The 18,095-nt window shown below is 66.4% G+C and carries 16 protein-coding genes; 5 read left to right on the top strand and 11 right to left on the bottom strand.

What is annotated here, in order from left to right; all coding sequences use genetic code 11:
* Positions 1 to 31: 31 nt before the first annotated feature.
* Positions 32 to 1,282 carry a peptide chain release factor aRF-1 gene (prf1, locus tag ACT4MF_RS05105; protein WP_099254297.1) on the top strand — a complete coding sequence of 417 codons (1,251 nt, stop codon included), beginning with the start codon at positions 32 to 34 and terminating at the stop codon, positions 1,280 to 1,282.
* 36 nt (positions 1,283 to 1,318) lie between these two features.
* Here prf1 and ACT4MF_RS05100 read toward each other — a convergent pair whose 3' ends face one another.
* From ACT4MF_RS05100 to ACT4MF_RS05075, 6 genes are all read right to left on the bottom strand, one after another.
* A complete protein-coding gene (locus ACT4MF_RS05100; RefSeq protein WP_099254296.1) occupies positions 1,319 to 1,756 on the bottom strand; it encodes a metal-dependent transcriptional regulator in 438 nt (145 codons plus the stop codon).
* 43 nt (positions 1,757 to 1,799) lie between these two features.
* Positions 1,800 to 2,285 carry a rubrerythrin gene (locus ACT4MF_RS05095; RefSeq protein WP_099254321.1) on the bottom strand — a complete coding sequence of 162 codons (486 nt, stop codon included), beginning with the start codon at positions 2,283 to 2,285 and terminating at the stop codon, positions 1,800 to 1,802.
* A gap of 160 nt (positions 2,286 to 2,445) precedes the next feature.
* Complete coding sequence (gene sufD, locus ACT4MF_RS05090) at positions 2,446 to 3,660, bottom strand: Fe-S cluster assembly protein SufD (protein WP_444681930.1); 1,215 nt, start codon at positions 3,658 to 3,660, stop codon at positions 2,446 to 2,448.
* Between the two features lies 1 nt (position 3,661).
* Entirely contained in the window at positions 3,662 to 5,092 is a 1,431-nt protein-coding gene (gene sufB / locus ACT4MF_RS05085; RefSeq protein WP_099254294.1) for a Fe-S cluster assembly protein SufB, read from the bottom strand.
* A gap of 52 nt (positions 5,093 to 5,144) precedes the next feature.
* Positions 5,145 to 6,065, bottom strand: coding sequence for an ABC transporter ATP-binding protein (locus tag ACT4MF_RS05080; protein ID WP_444681929.1), 921 nt, complete (start codon positions 6,063 to 6,065; stop codon positions 5,145 to 5,147).
* Positions 6,066 to 6,213: 148 nt separating this feature from the next.
* Positions 6,214 to 10,317, bottom strand: coding sequence for a DNA polymerase domain-containing protein (locus ACT4MF_RS05075; protein WP_444681928.1), 4,104 nt, complete (start codon positions 10,315 to 10,317; stop codon positions 6,214 to 6,216).
* A 101-nt stretch (positions 10,318 to 10,418) separates the two neighbouring features.
* On the opposite strand from ACT4MF_RS05075, the gene ACT4MF_RS05070 reads away from it, so the two are divergent.
* The 3 genes from ACT4MF_RS05070 (at position 10,419) to ACT4MF_RS05060 (ending at position 11,656) form a co-directional block, all read left to right on the top strand.
* Positions 10,419 to 10,592, top strand: a complete 174-nt coding sequence (locus tag ACT4MF_RS05070) for a DUF7331 family protein (protein ID WP_180271707.1) — start codon at positions 10,419 to 10,421, stop codon at positions 10,590 to 10,592.
* Positions 10,593 to 10,729: 137 nt separating this feature from the next.
* The gene (locus ACT4MF_RS05065; RefSeq protein ID WP_444681927.1) at positions 10,730 to 11,188 is read left to right on the top strand and encodes a DUF7322 domain-containing protein; all 459 of its coding nucleotides are present in this window, start codon (positions 10,730 to 10,732) and stop codon (positions 11,186 to 11,188) included.
* Between the two features lie 27 nt (positions 11,189 to 11,215).
* Positions 11,216 to 11,656, top strand: coding sequence for a DUF7346 family protein (locus ACT4MF_RS05060; protein WP_444681926.1), 441 nt, complete (start codon positions 11,216 to 11,218; stop codon positions 11,654 to 11,656).
* 21 nt (positions 11,657 to 11,677) lie between these two features.
* Here ACT4MF_RS05060 and rad50 read toward each other — a convergent pair whose 3' ends face one another.
* The 4 genes from rad50 to ACT4MF_RS05040 form a co-directional block, all read right to left on the bottom strand.
* Positions 11,678 to 14,371 carry a DNA double-strand break repair ATPase Rad50 gene (rad50, locus tag ACT4MF_RS05055; protein WP_444681925.1) on the bottom strand — a complete coding sequence of 898 codons (2,694 nt, stop codon included), beginning with the start codon at positions 14,369 to 14,371 and terminating at the stop codon, positions 11,678 to 11,680.
* A complete protein-coding gene (gene mre11 / locus ACT4MF_RS05050; protein ID WP_444681924.1) occupies positions 14,368 to 15,663 on the bottom strand; it encodes a DNA double-strand break repair protein Mre11 in 1,296 nt (431 codons plus the stop codon). Before mre11 ends, rad50 begins: the two co-directional genes overlap by 4 nt.
* 66 nt (positions 15,664 to 15,729) lie before the next feature.
* The gene (locus ACT4MF_RS05045; protein ID WP_444681923.1) at positions 15,730 to 16,062 is read right to left on the bottom strand and encodes a DUF7966 family protein; all 333 of its coding nucleotides are present in this window, start codon (positions 16,060 to 16,062) and stop codon (positions 15,730 to 15,732) included.
* Between the two features lie 109 nt (positions 16,063 to 16,171).
* Positions 16,172 to 16,435, bottom strand: coding sequence for a MarR family transcriptional regulator (locus ACT4MF_RS05040; protein ID WP_099254286.1), 264 nt, complete (start codon positions 16,433 to 16,435; stop codon positions 16,172 to 16,174).
* A 140-nt stretch (positions 16,436 to 16,575) separates the two neighbouring features.
* Here ACT4MF_RS05040 and pan1 point away from each other — a divergent pair, with 140 nt between their 5' ends.
* Positions 16,576 to 17,793, top strand: a complete 1,218-nt coding sequence (pan1, locus tag ACT4MF_RS05035; RefSeq protein WP_099254285.1) for a proteasome-activating nucleotidase Pan1 — start codon at positions 16,576 to 16,578, stop codon at positions 17,791 to 17,793.
* Between the two features lie 89 nt (positions 17,794 to 17,882).
* Here pan1 and ACT4MF_RS05030 read toward each other — a convergent pair whose 3' ends face one another.
* Complete coding sequence (locus ACT4MF_RS05030) at positions 17,883 to 18,029, bottom strand: hypothetical protein (protein WP_180271706.1); 147 nt, start codon at positions 18,027 to 18,029, stop codon at positions 17,883 to 17,885.
* Positions 18,030 to 18,095 lie beyond the last annotated feature (66 nt).

Below are 18,095 nucleotides of genomic sequence, written 5' to 3'. Positions count from 1 at the left end.
TACTTACACGCACGCCGCCGTAGTTTGGGTAATGAGTAGCGACGCACAGAAGGCGAGCGAAGACCGGCGGAAGTACGAGTTCCGCAAGGTCATCGAGGAGCTCCGCGAGTACGAGGGCTCCGGGACGCAGCTCGTCACCATCTACATCCCCGAAGACCGGCAGGTATCCGACGTGGTCGCGCACGTCACGCAGGAACACAGCGAGGCGTCCAACATCAAGTCCAAGCAGACCCGGACGAACGTGCAGGACGCGCTCACGTCGATCAAGGACCGCCTCCGCTACTACGACACCTTCCCGCCGGAGAACGGCATGGTGATCTTCTCCGGGGCGATCGACGCCGGCGGCGGTCAGACCGACATGGTCACCAAGACGCTGGAGTCGCCCCCGCAGCCCGTCCAGTCGTTCCGGTACCACTGTGACTCCGCGTTCCTCACCGAGCCGCTCGAACACATGCTCGAGGACACCGGGCTGTTCGGGCTCATCGTCTTGGACCGCCGCGAGGCCAACGTCGGCTGGCTGAAGGGGAAGCGGGTCGAGGCCGTCAAGTCGGCCTCCTCGCTCGTCCCCGGCAAGCAGCGGAAGGGTGGCCAGTCCGCCCAGCGGTTCGCCCGACTGCGGCTGGAAGCGATCGACAACTTCTACCAGGAGGTCGCGGGGATGGCCAACGACCTGTTCGTCGACAAGCGCCACGAGCTCGACGGCATCCTCGTCGGCGGCCCCTCCCCGACCAAAGACGAGTTCCTCGACGGCGACTACCTCCACCACGAGCTTCAGGACAAGGTGCTCGGCAAGTTCGACGTGGCGTATACCGACGAGTCCGGGCTGAAGGACCTCGTCGACAACGCCAGCGAGGCGCTCGCCGACCAGGAGATCGTCGAGGATAAGCGCCACATGGAGGAGTTCTTCGAGAACCTCAACACCGGCGAGGAGGCCACGTACGGCTTCGACCAGACCCGCCGAAACCTGATTATGGGCTCCGTCGACCGCCTGCTCATCTCCGAGGACCTCCGCTCCGACGTGGTCGTCTACGAGTGTCCGAACGGCCACGAGGAGTACGAAGTCATCGACTCGCGACACTCCACCCCGTCTCACGAGTGTTCGGAGTGCGGGGAGGAGGCCGAGGTCGACGAGCGCGAGGACGTGATCGAACACCTGATGGCGATCGCCGAGCAGCGAGGCACCGACACCAAGTTCATCTCCACCGACTTCGAGAAGGGCGAACAGCTGCTCGACGCGTTCGGCGGTATCGCTGGGATCCTGCGCTACTCGACGGGCGTCTAAGCGTCGGCGTCGAAAACATCTCTCCGGCTTTCTCCCCTACTGCTCCGGCTCTACGGGCGTCGCGATCTCCAGACACGCGCACGCGTCGGTCTCGGGATCGAAACAGTCCGGACACTCCGGCTGGCGGTCGATAATGGTGTCGAGCCGCTCGGCGACGGTGTCGTCGATGACCGCCTCCAGCTCGCGGGCCTCGTCGCGGAACTCCTCGACCGCGAGCACGTTCGCTAGGAAGCGCTCGATGATACAGTAGGTCTGGAGCGCGTCCCGCGCCCGGACGATCCCGTCGTCGGTGAGCTGTACCCCCTTGTACTTCTCGTGTTCGGCGAGCCCGCGCTCCTCGAGCTTTCCGATCATCTCGTTGGCGCTCGCCGGGCTGACTCCGAGCGAATCGGCGATCGACCCGGTCGAGGCGGGACCGTCTTCCTGCTTCTGTACGACGTATATCGTTTTGAGGTACTGGTCTGCGGTGTTCACGGCTTCCCTCCGTCGGCGCTCGTCGTCGGCTCGATCCCCTGATTCATCGTCGCTCCATGACCTCCGTTACCTCGCTGACCCCCTCGGCCTCGTCTTCGCGGATCGCCCGCAGTTCGTCCAGCAGCTCCGTGCGGTCAAGCGAGAACTCGGCGTCCGACTCCTCGATCGCCTGAATGAGGTCGTCGTAGAACTTGTAAGCGGTCTCCTCGTTACACAGCTGGTCGTAGAGGACCCCGTCGAAGTCCTCCGGTTGAGTCCGTCCGTACCGCGCGTCCACGAGCGACTCGATCTCGTCGAACGGGACGCTGTCGACGCCGAGCCCCTCGATCAGCGATTCGAGCCGCTGGCGGTGTTCGGCGGACTCCTCGGCGGCGTCCGCGAGCAGGTCCTCGATCTCCTGATCGAGTTCGGCGTCGAGGCTCTGGTAGTGGTGGTGCGCCCGCGCCTCCACGACCTCCTCCAGCACGATCCCGATCTGTAGCAGCCGGGCGAGCTGGTCGTCCGAGGCGATCCGCTGGCTCACGCTCACGGCGACCACCCGTCACCGTTCGATACGACCCTTCGCATACACGTCAACTCAGACGTAGTCCGACTTAAGGAGTTCCCCTTCATTCGCCGACCGATCGAGACGCTCACCGCTCATCGCGCCGTTCGCGGAGAAATAGAAACGCCGCTGGTCCGCGACCGGACTACTGCAGGCGCTCGAAGACGAGCTCCTCGACGTCGTCGCGGAACTCGTCGACCGCGATCTCCTCTAACACGGGGACGAAGAAGCCCTCGACGAGCATGTTTCGGGCCGTGTGCGAGTCGATCGAGCGGCTCTCCAAGTAGAACAGGTCCTCGGCGTCGACCTGCCCGACCGTCGCGGAGTGGGACGCCTCGGTGTCGTGGTTGTTGATGATCAGCTTCGGCGACGCGTCCGCCTCGGCGTCGTCGGACAGCATCAGCGTGTTCTCGCGCTGGTAGCTGGAGGTGTTCCACGCGTCGTTGCCGACGTCCTGGACGCCCTCGTAGACGGAGCGGGCCACGTCGTCGAGCACGCCGCGCGTGACCAGGTCGGCCGTCGTGTGCTCGGCCTGGTGCCAGACGCGGGCGTTGATGTCGAAGTGCTGGTCCTCGGTGCCGAAGAACGTCCCGACGATCTGGCTCTCTGCGCCGTCGCCGTTCAGCTCCGACTCCACGTCCGAGCGCGTCAGCTTCGACCCGAAGTTGCTCTCGATCCAGTCGACGGTGCCGTAGACGCCGACGTCGGCGCGCTTCAGCGAGTAGGTGTACGTCTCGTCGTCGAGGTTCTGGAGCGACCCGAACTGGACGCTCGCGTTCTCGCCCGCCGCGATCTCGACGAGGTTCGAGAAGTACCGGTCGGCGTCGACCTCGCCGTCGCCCGGCTCGATCGACTCGAGGATCGTCACCGACGACGACTCCTCGGCGACGACGAGCGTCTGGCTGAACAGCGAGCGGGAGTTCATCTCCGCGCGCACCGTCACGTCCTCGACGTCGACGCCCTCGGGGACGTAGACGAACGTCCCGGTCGTGAAGAGCGCGACCGACAGCGCGGTGAGGTAGTTGTGTTCGGGGTCGAGCACCGAGCCGAAGTTCGCCTCGATGACGTCGCCGTACTCGTCGAACGCCTCGGTGAAGGGGAGGACGACGACCTCATCGTCGCCGACGGACCGCTCCGTCGTGTCCGACTGGTTCAGCGGATCGACCAGCGACTCGAAGTCGAGCGCCTCCAGGTCCGTCCAGCGCCGCCCGGGCGTCTGGATCACGTCCGGCAGCTCGGCCGTCTCAAGCGCGGAAAGCGCGTTCAGACGGGTCTCCAAGAGCCACTCGGGCTCGTCGCGTTCCTCGGCGATGCGTCGTACCGTGTCCTCAGAGAGGCTCTCGATTGCTTGCGTGCTCATGTTATCCGAGCGAGCCCTCCATCTCCAGCTCGACGAGCCGGTTGAGCTCGACGGCGTACTCGATGGGCAGCTCCTCCGTGATGGGCTCGATGAAGCCCGAAACGATCATCTGCTTGGCGTCGTCGTCGTCCAGCCCGCGCGACTGCAGGTAGAAGATGTCCTCGTCGCCGATCTTCCCGACGGTCGCCTCGTGGGCGACGTCGACCTTCGACTCGTTGATCTCCATGTACGGCATGGTGTCCGAGGTCGACTCGTTGTCGAACATCAGCGCGTCGCACTCGACGGCGGTCGAGGAGTTCTCGGCGCCGTCGGCGATGTGGACGAGTCCGCGGTAGTTCGTGCGGCCGCCGTCCTTCGAGATGGACTTCGACTCGATGGTCGATTTGGTCTCGGGCGCGTTGTGGTACACCTTCGCCCCGGTGTCGATGTCCTGCCCCTCGCCCGCGAAGGCGATGGTGATGTGGTTGTCGGAGGCGCCGCGCCCCTTCAGGATCGTCGAGGGGTACAGCATCGTCGCCTTCGACCCCATCGATCCGGAGATCCACTCCATGCGCCCGCCCTTCTCGGCGATGGCGCGCTTGGTGTTCAGGTTGTAGGTGTTCTTCGACCAGTTCTGCACCGTGGAGTACTGGACGTGGGCGTCCTCGCCGACGAACACTTCCACGCCGCCGGAGTGGAGGTTGAACGCCGAATACTTCGGGGCCGAACAGCCCTCGATGTAGTGGACCTCGGACCCCTCCTCGGCGATGATGAGCGTGTGCTCGAACTGGCCCATCCCCTCGGAGTTCATCCGGAAGTACGCCTGTACCGGCATGTCGACCGTGGTGTTCTCCGGCACGTAGACGAACGAGCCACCGGACCAGATCGCGCCGTGAAGCGCGGCGAACTTGTTGTCGCTCGGGGGGACGCACTTCGTCATGAAGTGCTCGCGGACGAGCTCCTCGTGCTCCTGGACGGCCTCGTCCATGTTACAGAAGATGACGCCCTTCTCCTCCCACCGCTCCTGCATGTTCTGGTAGACGACCTCCGACTCGTACTGGGCGCCGACGCCGGAGAGCGCGTTCTTCTCGGCCTCCGGGATGCCCAGCTTGTCGAACGTGTCTTTGATCTCGTCCGGGAGTTCGGTCCAGTCGTCGACGCCGGCGCGGACGTCGACGTCCGGCCGAATGTACGGGATGATCTCGTCGACGTCGACCTCGCTGAGGTCCGGCTGGGCGGGCCAGTCGGTCGGCATCGGCATCTCCTGGAACTGCTCGAGCGCGCGCAGGCGCCGCTCCAGCATCCACTCCGGCTCGTCTTTGTCCTCCGAGATGACGCGGACCGTCTCCTCGGTGAGACCTTTCTCGGTCTGGAAGGCGGATTTCTCCTCCTTCTTGAACTCGAAGCGGGCCTCGGTGTCTGTCTCCTTCAGTTCGTCCTGTTGTGAGCTCATAGTATGATGTTACGTTGTTCCGGACTTACGTGTATCGCGTGACTGGATTCGGTTACGCGGCCTCGAACGCGTCCTCGCGGACCCAGTCGTACCCCTTGTCCTCGAGCTTCTCGGCGAGCTCCGCGCCGCCGCTCTTGACGACCTCGCCGTCAAGCATCACGTGGACGTGATCGGGCTCGACGTAGTCGAGGATCCGCTGGTAGTGAGTGATCTGGAGGACGCCCGTGCCCTGCTCGTCGCGGAGCGCGTTGATCCCCTTCGAGACGTCCTGCAGCCGGTCGATGTCCAGCCCGGAGTCGATCTCGTCGAGCACCGCGACCGCGGGCTCGAGCATCGCCGCCTGCAGCACCTCGTTCTGCTTCTTCTCGCCGCCGGAGAAGCCGGCGTTGAGGTAGCGCTGCATGAACTTCTCGTCCATGTCGAGCAGCTCCATCTTCTCCGAGAGGATCTCCTGGAACTCGGCGACGCCGATCTCGCCGTCGTCCGCGGGGCCCTCCATCGGGGAGGTGTCGTACCCGTCGTCCTCGTCGTCCGCGTCGGCTTCCGCCTCCTCCTCCTCTTCGAACAGCTCCTCGCGCTCGTCCGCCTTGGCGTTGAGCGCCTGCCGGAGGAAGTTCGTCATGGTGACGCCCTCGATCTCCGCCGGGTACTGGAACCCGAGGAAGATGCCGAGCGCGGCGCGCTCGTTGGGTTCGAGCTCAAGCAGCTCCCAGTGGTAATCCTCGTCGTCGAGCTCGGCGTCGATGTCGGCGACGTCCTCCTCGTCGAGATGCAGGAGGACCTCGCCGCCGGTGACCTCGTACGCGGGGTGGCCGGCGATCACCTTCGCGAGCGTCGACTTCCCGGAGCCGTTCGGGCCCATCAGTGCGTGGATGTCCCCGGACTCGACGGTCAGGTCGACCCCCCGAAGAATGCGTTCGCCGTCCTCTTCCGCCACTCGCGCGTGAAGATCGTTGATTTCGAGAGTTGCCATATGTATTCTCGTGCCTCGTGTCCCAACAGTGGTGACTTGACGGGTTAATGGTTACGCATCTCCCCGTAGAATCTCCCGAGATCGGTAAGAATTTTTCTCAACTATCGAAAAGCGGTTTTTGGGCTTCCGATTCAGGCGTCGAAACGGCTCACATGAACGAGCCGAGCCCGGTCTGTTCTTGCCCCGTCTTGACCTCCTCCCACGACATCCCGAGCGCCTCGATGACGCGCTCGATCGGGCCCTGAAGCGTCTTGTCAAGCATCTTCTCCCAGTCGACCTCGAACTCGTCGGGCACCTGATCGGCGTACTCGAAGCAGATCACGTCCGGGTCGCGTTTGAACTCCCCGTACAGGTGATCTCGCTGCGGGTCGAGCCCCTTCTCTTCCTCCATCCGTGCCCAGAAGTCGGGATGGACCTTCTCGATGTACAGCCGCTTCGGCTTCGACCCGCTCCCGAAGTTGGTCCCGAGCATGCGGTTGGCGTACTTCGCTCCGCGCACCTGCGCGGTCGGCGTCTCGTAGGCGTCGAGCTTCTTGCCGATCCCGCCCGGAATCCCGATCTCGTCGAGGTCCACGTCGCCGTCGAGCACCTCGGCGATCACGTCCACGAGGTACGCTTTCACCTCCTCTAGATCCTCGTCGATGTCGTCGCCCGTCACGATCGTCTCGATGACGTTCTGCTGGACCTCCTTCGTGATCCCGGCGATGTCCGACCGCTTGTACTCGAACCCGGTGATGTCGATGTCGTCGACGTCCTTCCCCTCCTTCCAGATGATGTGACCCGCGTACCGCTTCTTCTTGCCCGCCTGGAAGAACCGCCGGTAGAGCTTCTCGAACTCGATCTGGAAGCGGTGAGCATCGGCGTTGAGCTCCTCTCGCGCGAAGTCGTCGTAGCGCTCGTTGATGTGGTCCTCTATCTCGAAGGAGGTCTCGATGGCCTCCGCTTTATCCACTTCCTGTCCGAGAGACAGCATGACGGAGTCGGTGTTATGAAGGACGACCCCGCCGACGCCGTCGACGAAGTTCTCGTTCTCGGCGACGCTGAGATCATACACGTACCCGTCGTGATCCACTTCCTCGACGACCGGATCCCGCCCGTTTCGGTAGTAATCACACGTTCGAATCGTGTAGCTTCCTTTGCTCTCCCTGTACTTCAGCGAGTGTTTCTCCTCGCGCTGTGTGAGCAGCGTGGAGAGCCCCGCAGCGAGTTCTCGACTCGTCGTCTCGAAGTCGAAATTCCGCTCGCAGTACTCGGCCGAGTACCGCGGGAATTCGCGTGAGCCGTCTCCCTCGACGAGCACGTCGACAAAGAGCTGTTGGAGATCGTCGGAGAGGTTGAACACGAACCCAGGGATGCGCTTCCCACGCGACGTCTGCCCGGCGAACTCACGGAAGAACACCGCCGAGAGCTCGTTCATCATCTGGAGCTTGTGGGTGCCGTCGTCGTACGTTACTGGCTGGTCCCCGTCGTCGGTTCCGTACTCGACGGTTCGTTCGTTGGACGTGTCCGACGCAATAACACTCGCTATCGCTCCGTCGAACAGACGGAGGTAATCCTCTTGGAGGCCTTCCAGCCACTCTGTTCTGGATTCGGCGATGCTTGCGCCGAATCTTGAAGCCGTCGTCTCGACTGTCGATGCGCTCCCCTCGGTGACGTACGCGGCGAGCAACCGAACGAGCGCCCGTCCGTCTTCGGAGTCCAAATCGACGTATCGCTGTACCTTGATGCTCTTCTCTATCGCATCGTGATGCTTGTGGCCGAACCAGACCCAGTCGTCGTTCGCGTGGACTCGCTTGACCTTCTTCTCCGCGTTCTCGCTGCCGACGCTTCGGCCGTCCTCATACTCTCGCGTGTATCCTTCCAACACGTCGTACACGTCGATTTTCTTCACTGTTTCGACCTCGGGGAGATCAGGTACCCGAAGTGGCTCTTCGACGTCTTCCGGCTTCGTTTCGACCAGCTGTCCGTCTTCTTCGACGACATACGAATGGTCTCTAGTCGTCGTGGACTCGCCGAACTTGTGCTGGAGATTCACCACCGGTTTGTCGGTCTCGTGCCGGATCACCTGCTCGATCGGCTGCCACTCCGGTTCGGTGTCCTCGGTCACCGAAAGCGCCTCCCATCCGTCCAGGCGACGCCGTTCCTTGTCGATCGACACCGAAGCGACCGATCCGCCGTCGGCGGTAATAAGCACGTTCTCGCTCGCGGTCGCGTCCGACCGCTCGAAGAGATCGGCAATTGGCAGGATTCGAACTGTTCCCTCAGGATCGCGCACGACGATGGGCCTATCGCCCGTGACGCTGTCCCCGTACGCGACGTCGTGGCCCAGTTCCTCTGCGGCTTCCTCGGTGAAGTCGATAACCTCGCGACCGGTCGCCGTGACGGCTGCTGCGCCTTCTTTGTCGTACAGCCGGAACCGATCCCATCCCGTCACGCCGTAGAGAGAGTTCATAATAACCTTGACAGCCCCCTGCTGTCGGTCGTACTGCTCGTACGGCTCGGTGCCCGGGTCGTGGTCGTTCCGGAGCGCCTTCTTCTCCTCGCGCTCGGAGAGCAGCTCGTCGACCATCTCGCGCATGATCCCGTCCGGCTCCTTCCGGAAGTGCGTCCCGTTGGGGGCGACGTACGTCTCGTCGCCGTACTCCGCGGGGTCGACCTTCGTCTCCGGGCCGGCGTTGATCGTCACCATACACATCGGATAGAGGCTCTTCAGGTCCTGGACCGTCACCATCTCCTTGACGCCCGTGATCGGATCGAAGACGGCGCCGCCCTCGAAATCCTCAGACTCCTGTTGCCCCTTCGTCGGGAGCGCGAACTTCCCGAACGCCTTGTGGAGGACGTACATGTCGACGGTGTCGCCTGGGGTCGGCGCGTCCTCGATCTTGCAGCCGACGAAGGTGCGCACCTCGTCCCAGAAGGCGATCACGTCCTGCTTCCGGTCGATCTCGACGCACAGCTCCACGTCGCGGATGCTGTACTCCAGTAAGCGCTCCGGGTCCTGCTCCCAGAGGTCGCCGATGTCGCCGGTGTAGCGCTCTTTCCCCACGCCGAGCTCGCGCTCGCCGACCGCGTCGAGCCGGTACGACTCCAACTCGGTGAACATCGTCCGCTTGTACGCGTACAGCAGATCGAAGACGACCCGGCCCTTGATGTCCGGGCCGCCCCACCCGGAGCGCCACACCTCGCCGATCCGGGAGAGCCGGTCGACCGAGAGGTCGTACTGGCTCCCGTCGTCGAGGACCTCCATGCGGTCGAGGACGTACGGCGCGTCGAAATCCTCGAAGTTCCACCCGGTCAGCAGGTCCGGATCCGTCTCGTTGAGATACTCGATGAACGCGTCGAGCATCGCGGCCTCCGCCTCGAAGGTGCGCACCTCGAAGGTGAGATCCCCGCCCTCGTCGACGATCCCCTCGTAGTCCGGGAGATCCGACGGGGGAGGGATCTCGGCTTCCGGCGCGTCGTACAGCCAGACGACGTACTCGTCGTCGTAGGAGTCGTGGCTGGTGAGACAGATGATCGGCTCCTCGCCGTCTTCGGGGAAGCCGCGGCGGTCGTCGACCTCGATGTCGAAGGTGTTCACCCGCATCTCGGCGTCGACTTCGGCCGGTTCCAACTGCCCCTCGTGGACCTGCATCGTTCCCGAGCCGTCGTCGAGCCGGCGCTCCTCCACGCGGATCCCCCCGTTGAGTCCGTTGTCGATCAGGAATCGGTTCGGGAAGCGGATGTCGGCCTCGAAGCTGGTCGCGAAGTCGTCGCGGATGGCCCCCACGTCGCGCGGCGTTCGCGTCACGATCCGGGTGAGCGGCTCGCCGCGGATGCTCTCGTACCCCTCGCCGTCCGGCGTCTCCTCGCGGGTACCGATAACCACGTCGTACTCCTCGACCGGGTCGCGGTCGAGGTCGGCCGTGGGGACGTAGAAGTACGGCTCGACGCCGAGCACGCGGACGTGTTCGCGGATGTCGTCACCGTCCTCGACGGGCCGTCGACCGAAGACGTGGACGACGGGGTACTCGTCGCTCCCGTACCCCTCGACGGCGTAGTCGATCTGGGTGATCATCAGCTCGACGGTCCCCGTCGACTCGGGGAACTTCGCCTCGTCGACGTCGACCACGTCGCTGACGTGTCCGCGCCCGCCGCCGGCGACGGCGGCCGCCTCCTGTGCGGCCAGCTCCTCCCGTTCGATTTCCGTGTCGTCGCTCTCCCCGTCGCCCGCGCTGGCCGACGAGAAGTCCGACAACCCCGACTGAGTCATACCCCCGCTTCGGCGCACCCGGCTAAAAAACTCGGCTTTCGGGTGCGGCGAGGAGTCCCGGCACGGAAAGGCATATAATGTGTGACGGCATACCACGCTCTATGTCTTCGGACCCACGTTCGGAACCCGAGGTGGCTCGCCCGGCCGGTCGCGACGCGGTCGACGCCGAGGTGGAGGTGTACGAGGACGACGGGAACGTGGTGCTTTTCGACGCCGCGAACCCCCTCGCGTGGGTCGAGGCGAGCCGAACCGTTCGGCTGGCCGACGCGACCTGATCGACGCTCCGCTCGCCGCAGTCGTCGCTTCGTCCGTCTCACGTTCCTCCGCCGCGCGTCTCACTCCCAGCCGACGCGTCGCCGGCCTTCTCGCGGTCGGACGGAACCCCTTTGCCCCGTCCCCGCGTACGTCCGACGTGTTCAGCCTCGACGAGGACGACGAGGGCGAGGTCTCCTTCGGCGAGAGCTCCGACGCCGAGCGGGAGATGACGCCCGACATCCCGAAGGCGCCCTCGGTGAAGACGTTCGACGACGGCGGGGACTTCGAGGGCGCCAGCGACGTCGATTCGGGGACGCTTCGCGCGTTCGTGATCGCCGTCATCTACGCCAACGCCGCGGTGCTCCTCGTCGCGCTCGGGCCGATGCTGTGGTTCTTCGAGGGGTGGTCGCGGATCGGTCCGGCCCTGTTCGCCGCCGGCCTTCTCGCGGGCGTTCGGACGTACCAGACGTACCGGTCGTGGGAGCGCTCGCGGGACGCCGCCGAGTCGGATTCCGACGACGAAGCCACCACCGACGAGCCAGTCGCCGAGTCGGATGACGCCGACTCCGCTCCGGACGCCGAGCGGGACGACGACACCGAGACCCCGGAAGCGTAATGTCCGCGCGACCGCTTTCTCCGATCCATGCAGACGGTTCGTGACGCGGCCGGCGAGACGTACCTCCTCGTGAAACGCTCCGCCGAGTCGAGCAGGGTCCGGAACCCGGACACCGGCGAGGAGCGGTACGTCGACAACGACGAGCTTCGCGTGGTCGACGGGGAGTCGCCGCTCGTGACCGCGGCCTCGGGCGTGCCGGCTCCGGTCCGCCGGACGCTCGGGGCGGTCCGCGACGACCAGTCCCTCGGGCTCCTCGCGGTGGTCGTCGACGAGGGGCCGCTCGCCGCGATCGACCTCCTCGACGCGGCCGACATGTGCGAGTCCGACCTCCACGGCACGCTCACGGAGTTCCGCGCGGCCGGCCTGATCGAGGAGGTCGAGGTCGCGGGGCGGCGCGGCTACGAGGCGACGACGGTCGCGGTCGACGCGATGGGGGCGCTGCGGGGCGGGTCGTCGGGCCCCGACTGACGCGCTTCCGCCCGAGCCCGCTCAGTCGTCGGCGAGTTCGGCGACGTCGAGCGCGGCGGCGTCCTCCCGCCGCACCGTCGACCGGTTCGAGCGCGGGTTCTTCTCCACCGTCACCAGCTCGTCGGCCGCGCCCACCAGCTCGTCGTCGTGGCTGACGATGAGGATCTGTCGCACGCCGAAGCCGCGCATCTCCTCGACGAGCCGGACCAGCCGGGAGACGTGTCCGGAGTCGAGGAAGACGGTCGGCTCGTCGAGGATGAGCGGCGGTGTCGGTGCCGCGCCTTCGATCCCCTCCGAGAGCAGCCGGTAGATCGCACAGCGCAGCGAGAGGTTGAACAGGGCGCGCTCGCCGCCCGAGAGCTGTTCGGGGTCGAGCGGCTCTCCGTCCTTCTGGTAGACGGTGAGGACGTACTCGCCGTCGAGCTCGATGTGCGAGTACGCGTCGTTCCCGTAGACGAGGTCGAACGTCTCGTTGAGGGTGCGCTCCAGCTCGGCGACGTTGCGCTGGCGGAGCTCCGCTCGGAGGTCGCCGTACATCGCCTCCAGTTCGCTCGTCTCCTCGTGTAGGTCTTCGAGCGCCGCGACCGTGTCGGCCAGCTCCTCACGCTCTCCGCGGAGACTCTCGAGTTCTCGGATCTCGCCGTTCACTCCGCCGATCGCGTTCTCGAGCTCGGTCCGCCGCTCGGCGAGCCGATCGAGCTCGGCCTCGACCTGCTCGAGGTACTCCTCCGCCCGCTCTCTCTTCGCCTTCGCCTCGTCGACCGCGTCCTCGTCGACCGCCTCGGCGAGCTCGTCGCGGCGCTCGCGCTTGTCCGCGAGCCGCTCGCGTCGCTCGTCGTTCACCTCGCTCAGGTTCTCCCGCTTCTCGCGGCGGCGCTCGATCTCGCCTTCCGCGTCCGCGATCGCGGAGAGCCGCTCCTCGATCGCCGCCACCGCCTCTCGCGCGTCGTCGACCGCCGCGAGCGCGTCCTCCAGCTCCGACACGCGGGCCGCGGCCTCCGTCGCCTCCTCGCGCTTCTGGGCGGCGACATCGCGGGTCTCTTCGGCCTCCTCGCGGAGGTCTTCGGCGCGCGCTCGCTTCTCCGTCGCCGCCTCTCGCTTCCGCTCCGCCTCCGCGCGCTTCTCCTCGACCCGCTCTTCGAGCATCTCGACGGTCTCGTCGATCTCGTCGAGCCGGTCCGCCGCCGACGCGAGGTCGTCGAGCTCCGCGATCCGGTCGCCGAGGTCGCCCTCGCGCTCGCGGGCGGCCTCCAGCTCGGCCTCCAGCTCGGCGACCCGCTCGCGGTCCTCGTCGATCCCGCTCGCGTGCGGCGAGTCCTCGACCGGCTGGCCGCACTCGGGGCATTTCCCCGCCGCGAGCAGCTCCTCGGCCTCTTCGACGCGCTCCCGGGCGTTTTTCAGCTCCGCCGACAGCTCCGCGATCCGCTCGCGGACCTCGCCCCGTCGCTCGCGGAGCGCCTCCCGCTCGTCGGCGACGCCGTCGCGGTCGACCTCGGCGTCGGCGGTCGCGAACCGCTCGCGGAGCCGGTCGGCCTCCTCGCGGAGCTCCTCGATCGAGGCTTCGCGCTCGTCGGCCTCGTCCGCGGCTGCCTCGGCCTCGTCGGCGAGGTCGTCGGCCTCGGCCTCGACTTCCGCGGCGCGTTCGGTGCGGTCGTCGGCCTTCCCGGCGAGGTTCGTCGCCTGATTCCGGAACGCCTCGGCGCTCACTCGCCCGTCGTCGAGCTCCTCGCGGATCGCCTCCTCCCTGTCGTCGAGTTCGGCGCGCCGCTCGGCGATGGCTTCGTCGCTCGCGGCGTCGATCCCGGCGTCGTCGAGCCGCTCGTCGATCGCGGCCTCGATCTCCGCGATCCGCTCGCGGCTCTCCCGTATCGCATCGCGGTGCTCGTCGCGCTCGCGTTCGGTCGACCGGACCGTCGATTCGAGCTCGTCGATCTCCGCCTCGATCGACTCCAGCTTCTCCCGCTTCTCCGCGTGGGCCGACAGCGTCTCCGCGGCGGCCTCGCGGGTCTCCTTCGCCTGCTCTCGCTGCGTCTCGTACCGGTCGATCTCGTCGGTGACCTCGGAGAGGTCGGTCTCAAGCGCGTTGAGCCGATCGTGGAGGCCCTTCTCCTCCTTCTCGGCGATCTGGTCGTCGAGCTGGTCGAGCCGCCCGCGGCGGTTCTCCAGCACGTCCTCGACGCCGAGCCGCGCGGCGCCGGCGCGCTCGCGGTACTCCTCCAACTTGCCGAGCTGGAGCAGGTCGTCGATCGTGTCCTGCCGCTCGCGCGGCGTGGCGTTGATCAGCTTGTTCACCTCGCCCTGCCGGACGTACGCGCAGTTGACGAACGCCTCGGCGTCCATCCGGAGGAGCTCGGTGACGAACTCCCGGACCGCCCGGGCGCCGTCGCGGGACACGTCGCTCCCGTCGGTCGACTCGAGGGTGCACCGGTGGTCGATCCGCCCGTCGTACCGCTTGAGTCGCCGCTCGACGTGGTAGGAGACGCCGTCGTGCGTGAACCAGAGATCCACGTCGGTCTCCTCCTCGCCGTTCGTGATCACGTCTTCGAGGGTGCCGTCGAGCGCCTTCGACCCGTACAACGCGAAGAAACAGGCCTCCAAGAGCGAGGACTTCCCGCTGCCGTTGAGTCCGTGGATGACGGTGACGCCCTCGGCCAGTCGGAGGTCGGCGTCGCCGTACGGCTTGAAGTTCGCGAGCCGGACCCGGTCGAAGTTCATAGGTAGTCCTCCATGGAGACCTGCCCGTCAGGCTCGTCGCCGCTGTCGGTCGGTTCAGTTGTGGCGTCGCCGTCGGTCGATTCGTCGGCACCGCCGTCGTCCGCTTCGGATTCGACGCCGTCGCCGGGCTCGTCTCGGGCCCCGCCTCGGGCCTCGCTCCGGTCGAACGCGCCGAGGTCGTCGGGGTCGTCGACCCGTTCCTCTATCCGTCGTTTCACCGTCTCCCTGACGTTCGTGTCGGGGACCGTGTCGGCGCGGACCGCCTCCTCGACGTCGAGTCCGGCCTCCGACAGCCCCATCTCTTCGACCCGCTCTCGGACGGCGTCCTCGGGGTCGGCGAAGCTCACGTCGACCTCGGCGTCCGTCTCCACCTCGCGGCGGTCGGTCACCCGGGCGATCAGCGCCCCCTCGTCGGTCGCGAACTCCTCGATCGCGGCCGGCGTGACCGGATCGCCTTCGCCCGTCACGTCGACGAGGACGACCGCGTCGTCGAGGTCGTGCTGCCGGACTCGCTCGCGCACTCGCGCCGCGCCCTCTCCCTCGCGGAGATCCGCCTCCACGAAGACGAACGGGCGGGTGTCGAGGGCCCGCCGCCGGATCTCCACGCGGTCGTCGCCCCCGGCGGCGTCGGCGTCGAACGTGACGAGGTTGTACCCGCGCCCCTCGCGCTCGCTCGCGCTCGCCCGCTCGGTCGACCCCGGATACGTGACCCACGTGCCGTTGACTTCGGCCACGTCGGGCGTGTGGTTGTCGCCCAGGAGCATCGCGTCGAACGCCACGTCGCTCTCCGCGAGCACTTCCTCCGTGTCCCAGTCCGCGTAGCCGAACGGTTCGAAGAGCCCGTGCGCGACGAGGGCGGCGTACTCGGCGTCGTGGTCCGCGAACGCGTAGTCAAGGTCGTCGCGGCGCGAAACGGGGACGTGATCGAGGCCGTAGAAGGCGGTGTCGCCGACGACCGTCGGCTCGTCGTCGAGCCGCGTCGCGAGCCCCAGCCGCTCGAACAGGTCGAGCCACTGGCCCCCCCGCGTCGCCTCGTGGTTCCCGACCACGGCGAGGAAGGGGATCCCGGCGTCGTCGAGCCGTCGGAGGACCGAGATCGTTCCCATCAGGTCGGCGAGCTCGGGTCGGCGATCGTGGAAGAGGTCGCCGGCGTGGACCACCGCGTCGACCTCTCCGTCGATCGCGTCGTCGATCACCGCCGCGAACGCGTCGAGGAAGTCCTGTCGTCGGACCGGCGAGTGGTACTGCGCGTACCCCACGTGGGTGTCGCCGGTGTGGATCACCCGTGTCATCTGCCCCGGTCTTGGCCGGTATCGGGTTTAGTGGTTCCGGGGGCGGGGCGGAAGTGGTCCGGCGGGTTATCGGCGACGCTCGTCGCTCTCGTCGTTCTCGTCGCTCCAGCCATCGACGATTCGCACGTCGCTGCCAGCGGCCGCCTCGCGAAACCGGCGAAACGCGGCGCGCGCCTCGCGCCCGCGTTCCGCGTCGGCCTCGTCACCTGCGCGCTCGGCGGCGCCGATCGCGTCGTCGAGCCGGTCGAGCCCGTCGGCGTCGACGAACGCGGCGGCGCGGCGCAGGTCGCCCCGCGCGGCCTCGGCCTCGTCGATCACGGCGACGGACGGTCGGGTCGCGGTGTCGGTGCGACTGGCCAGCGCGGAGAGCGCCCGCTTGACGGCGGCGGTCGAGACCATGGGCGTGCTGGGTCGCTATCGCTCATAAGCGGTGGCTCTGGGGTGTGTCGGATGGAGAGCGTGTACGCGGCGGGGAGTGGTCCGAGAAGAAGCGGTCGCTCCCGATCGGCTACACCGACAGGGTGTACAGCCGCTTCCGGGCGTCGGCGAAGGAGAACCGGGAGTCGACGACTTCCTCCTCCTCCAGCCGCGAGAGCGCGTATCTGACGGTCCGAGGCGGGAGCAGGGTCTCCTCGGCGAGCTCGCTCTGCGTGAGCGTGTCGTTGTAGTCGAGCACCTTCGCGACGAGCTTCGCGCTCGGCGGCAGGTCTCTGACGGCGCTCCAGCGGTCCGTGACGTCCTCCTCGGCGGTGACGGCGTCGGTGGCACTCATGCGTACACTCTCCTAATTCATGCCATTAGATAATATTTACTATCCTATTTAATTACTATTGGAAATATTTTAGGCGAACACAGCCTGGTATCTCTCCCCCACCCGAAACCTCTTACCCGCGAGACGCTTTATTACGCACAATGACAGACACCGTCGACGACGTCGAGCTCCCTTACGACGAGGGGTCGGCGTCGAGACAGGAGAAGATCGAGTCCCTCCAAGAGGAGCTCGACGTGCTGGAGTCGCAAAACGAGGAGATGCGCGACAAGCTCCTCGACGCGAACGCCGAGAACAACAAGTACCAGCAGAAGCTCGAGCGGCTCACACACGAGAATAAGAAGCTGAAGCAGTCCCCGCTGTTCGTGGCGACGGTTCAGGAGATCACGCCCGACGGCGCCGTCATCAAGCAGCACGGGAACAACCAGGAGGCGCTCACCGAGATCACCGCCGAGATGCGCGAGAAGCTCAACCCGGACGACCGGGTCGCGGTGAACAACTCGCTGTCCGTCGTCAAGAAGCTGGAGAAGGAGACGGACGTGCGCGCCCGCGTGATGCAGGTCGAGCACTCGCCCGACGTCACCTACGCCGACATCGGCGGGCTCGAAGACCAGATGCAAGAGGTCCGCGAGACCGTCGAGATGCCCCTCGAACATCCCGACATGTTCGAGGACGTGGGCATCCAGCCGCCGAGCGGCGTCCTGCTGTACGGCCCGCCGGGTACGGGGAAGACGATGCTCGCGAAGGCGGTCGCCAACGAGACGGACGCCACCTTCATCAAGATGGCCGGCTCCGAGCTCGTCCACAAGTTCATCGGCGAGGGGGCGAAGCTGGTCCGCGACCTGTTCGAGGTCGCGCGGGAGAACCAGCCCGCCGTCCTCTTCATCGACGAGATCGACGCGATCGCCTCGAAGCGGACGGACTCGAAGACGTCGGGCGACGCCGAGGTCCAGCGCACGATGATGCAGCTGCTCTCGGAGATGGACGGCTTCGACGAGCGCGGCGAGGTCCGGATCATCGCCGCCACCAACCGCTTCGACATGCTCGACCCCGCCATCCTCCGCCCGGGCCGCTTCGACCGGCTCATCGAAGTGCCCAAGCCGAACACCGAGGGCCGCGAGATCATCTTCCAGATCCACACCCGGAAGATGAACCTCGCGAGCGACATCGACTTCACCGAGCTCGCCGAGCTGACGCCGGACGCGTCCGGCGCCGACATCAAGGCCATCTGCACGGAGGCCGGGATGTTCGCGATCCGCGACGACCGCACCGAGGTTACGCTCGACGACTTCCTCGGAGCTCACGAGAAGCTCCAGACGGACGACGAGACCGGTGCCGACGACTCGCTGGCGTTCGCCTGAGACGGCTCACCGCTTCCGATTTCTCCCCTGTTCGGTCACGTCGTCGACCGTTCGAGACGCCGTCCGTCAGTTCGACGCGTCGCCGGCCGTTACAGCGCGCGTACGACCACGTACGGCAGAACGAAGAGGAACGCGAAGATCAGTCCGGTCGCGATCGCGTAACCGACGCCGACGCCGACGAGCGCGCGCCACCCGTCGTCGGTCGGCAGATCGCCGAGCGCGAGATCCGTGCTCATACCCGACCCTTCGTCGCTGTCGACTTAACTCCCGGTGGCTGCTCCGTCTCCGGCGCTGCTCCTCTC

The sequence above is a fragment of the Halorubrum sp. FL23 genome, assembly GCF_052439115.2.
Lineage (GTDB): Archaea > Halobacteriota > Halobacteria > Halobacteriales > Haloferacaceae > Halorubrum > Halorubrum persicum.
This window is presented reverse-complemented; position numbering and strand designations above follow the sequence as displayed.

Bases quoted from the DNA above. Each gene is read 5' to 3' on its own strand.
- ACT4MF_RS05070 (WP_180271707.1), top strand. From the start codon at position 10,419: ATGTCTTCGGACCCACGTTCGGAACCCGAGGTGGCTCGCCCGGCCGGT.
- sufD (WP_444681930.1), bottom strand. From the start codon at position 3,660: ATGAGCACGCAAGCAATCGAGAGCCTCTCTGAGGACACGGTACGACGC.
- sufB (WP_099254294.1), bottom strand. From the start codon at position 5,092: ATGAGCTCACAACAGGACGAACTGAAGGAGACAGACACCGAGGCCCGC.
- ACT4MF_RS05080 (WP_444681929.1), bottom strand. From the start codon at position 6,065: ATGGCAACTCTCGAAATCAACGATCTTCACGCGCGAGTGGCGGAAGAG.
- ACT4MF_RS05060 (WP_444681926.1), top strand. From the start codon at position 11,216: ATGCAGACGGTTCGTGACGCGGCCGGCGAGACGTACCTCCTCGTGAAA.
- mre11 (WP_444681924.1), bottom strand. From the start codon at position 15,663: ATGACACGGGTGATCCACACCGGCGACACCCACGTGGGGTACGCGCAG.
- pan1 (WP_099254285.1), top strand. From the start codon at position 16,576: ATGACAGACACCGTCGACGACGTCGAGCTCCCTTACGACGAGGGGTCG.
- ACT4MF_RS05030 (WP_180271706.1), bottom strand. From the start codon at position 18,029: ATGAGCACGGATCTCGCGCTCGGCGATCTGCCGACCGACGACGGGTGG.
- ACT4MF_RS05045 (WP_444681923.1), bottom strand. From the start codon at position 16,062: ATGGTCTCGACCGCCGCCGTCAAGCGGGCGCTCTCCGCGCTGGCCAGT.
- ACT4MF_RS05040 (WP_099254286.1), bottom strand. From the start codon at position 16,435: ATGAGTGCCACCGACGCCGTCACCGCCGAGGAGGACGTCACGGACCGC.
- rad50 (WP_444681925.1), bottom strand. From the start codon at position 14,371: ATGAACTTCGACCGGGTCCGGCTCGCGAACTTCAAGCCGTACGGCGAC.
- ACT4MF_RS05075 (WP_444681928.1), bottom strand. From the start codon at position 10,317: ATGACTCAGTCGGGGTTGTCGGACTTCTCGTCGGCCAGCGCGGGCGAC.
- prf1 (WP_099254297.1), top strand. From the start codon at position 32: ATGAGTAGCGACGCACAGAAGGCGAGCGAAGACCGGCGGAAGTACGAG.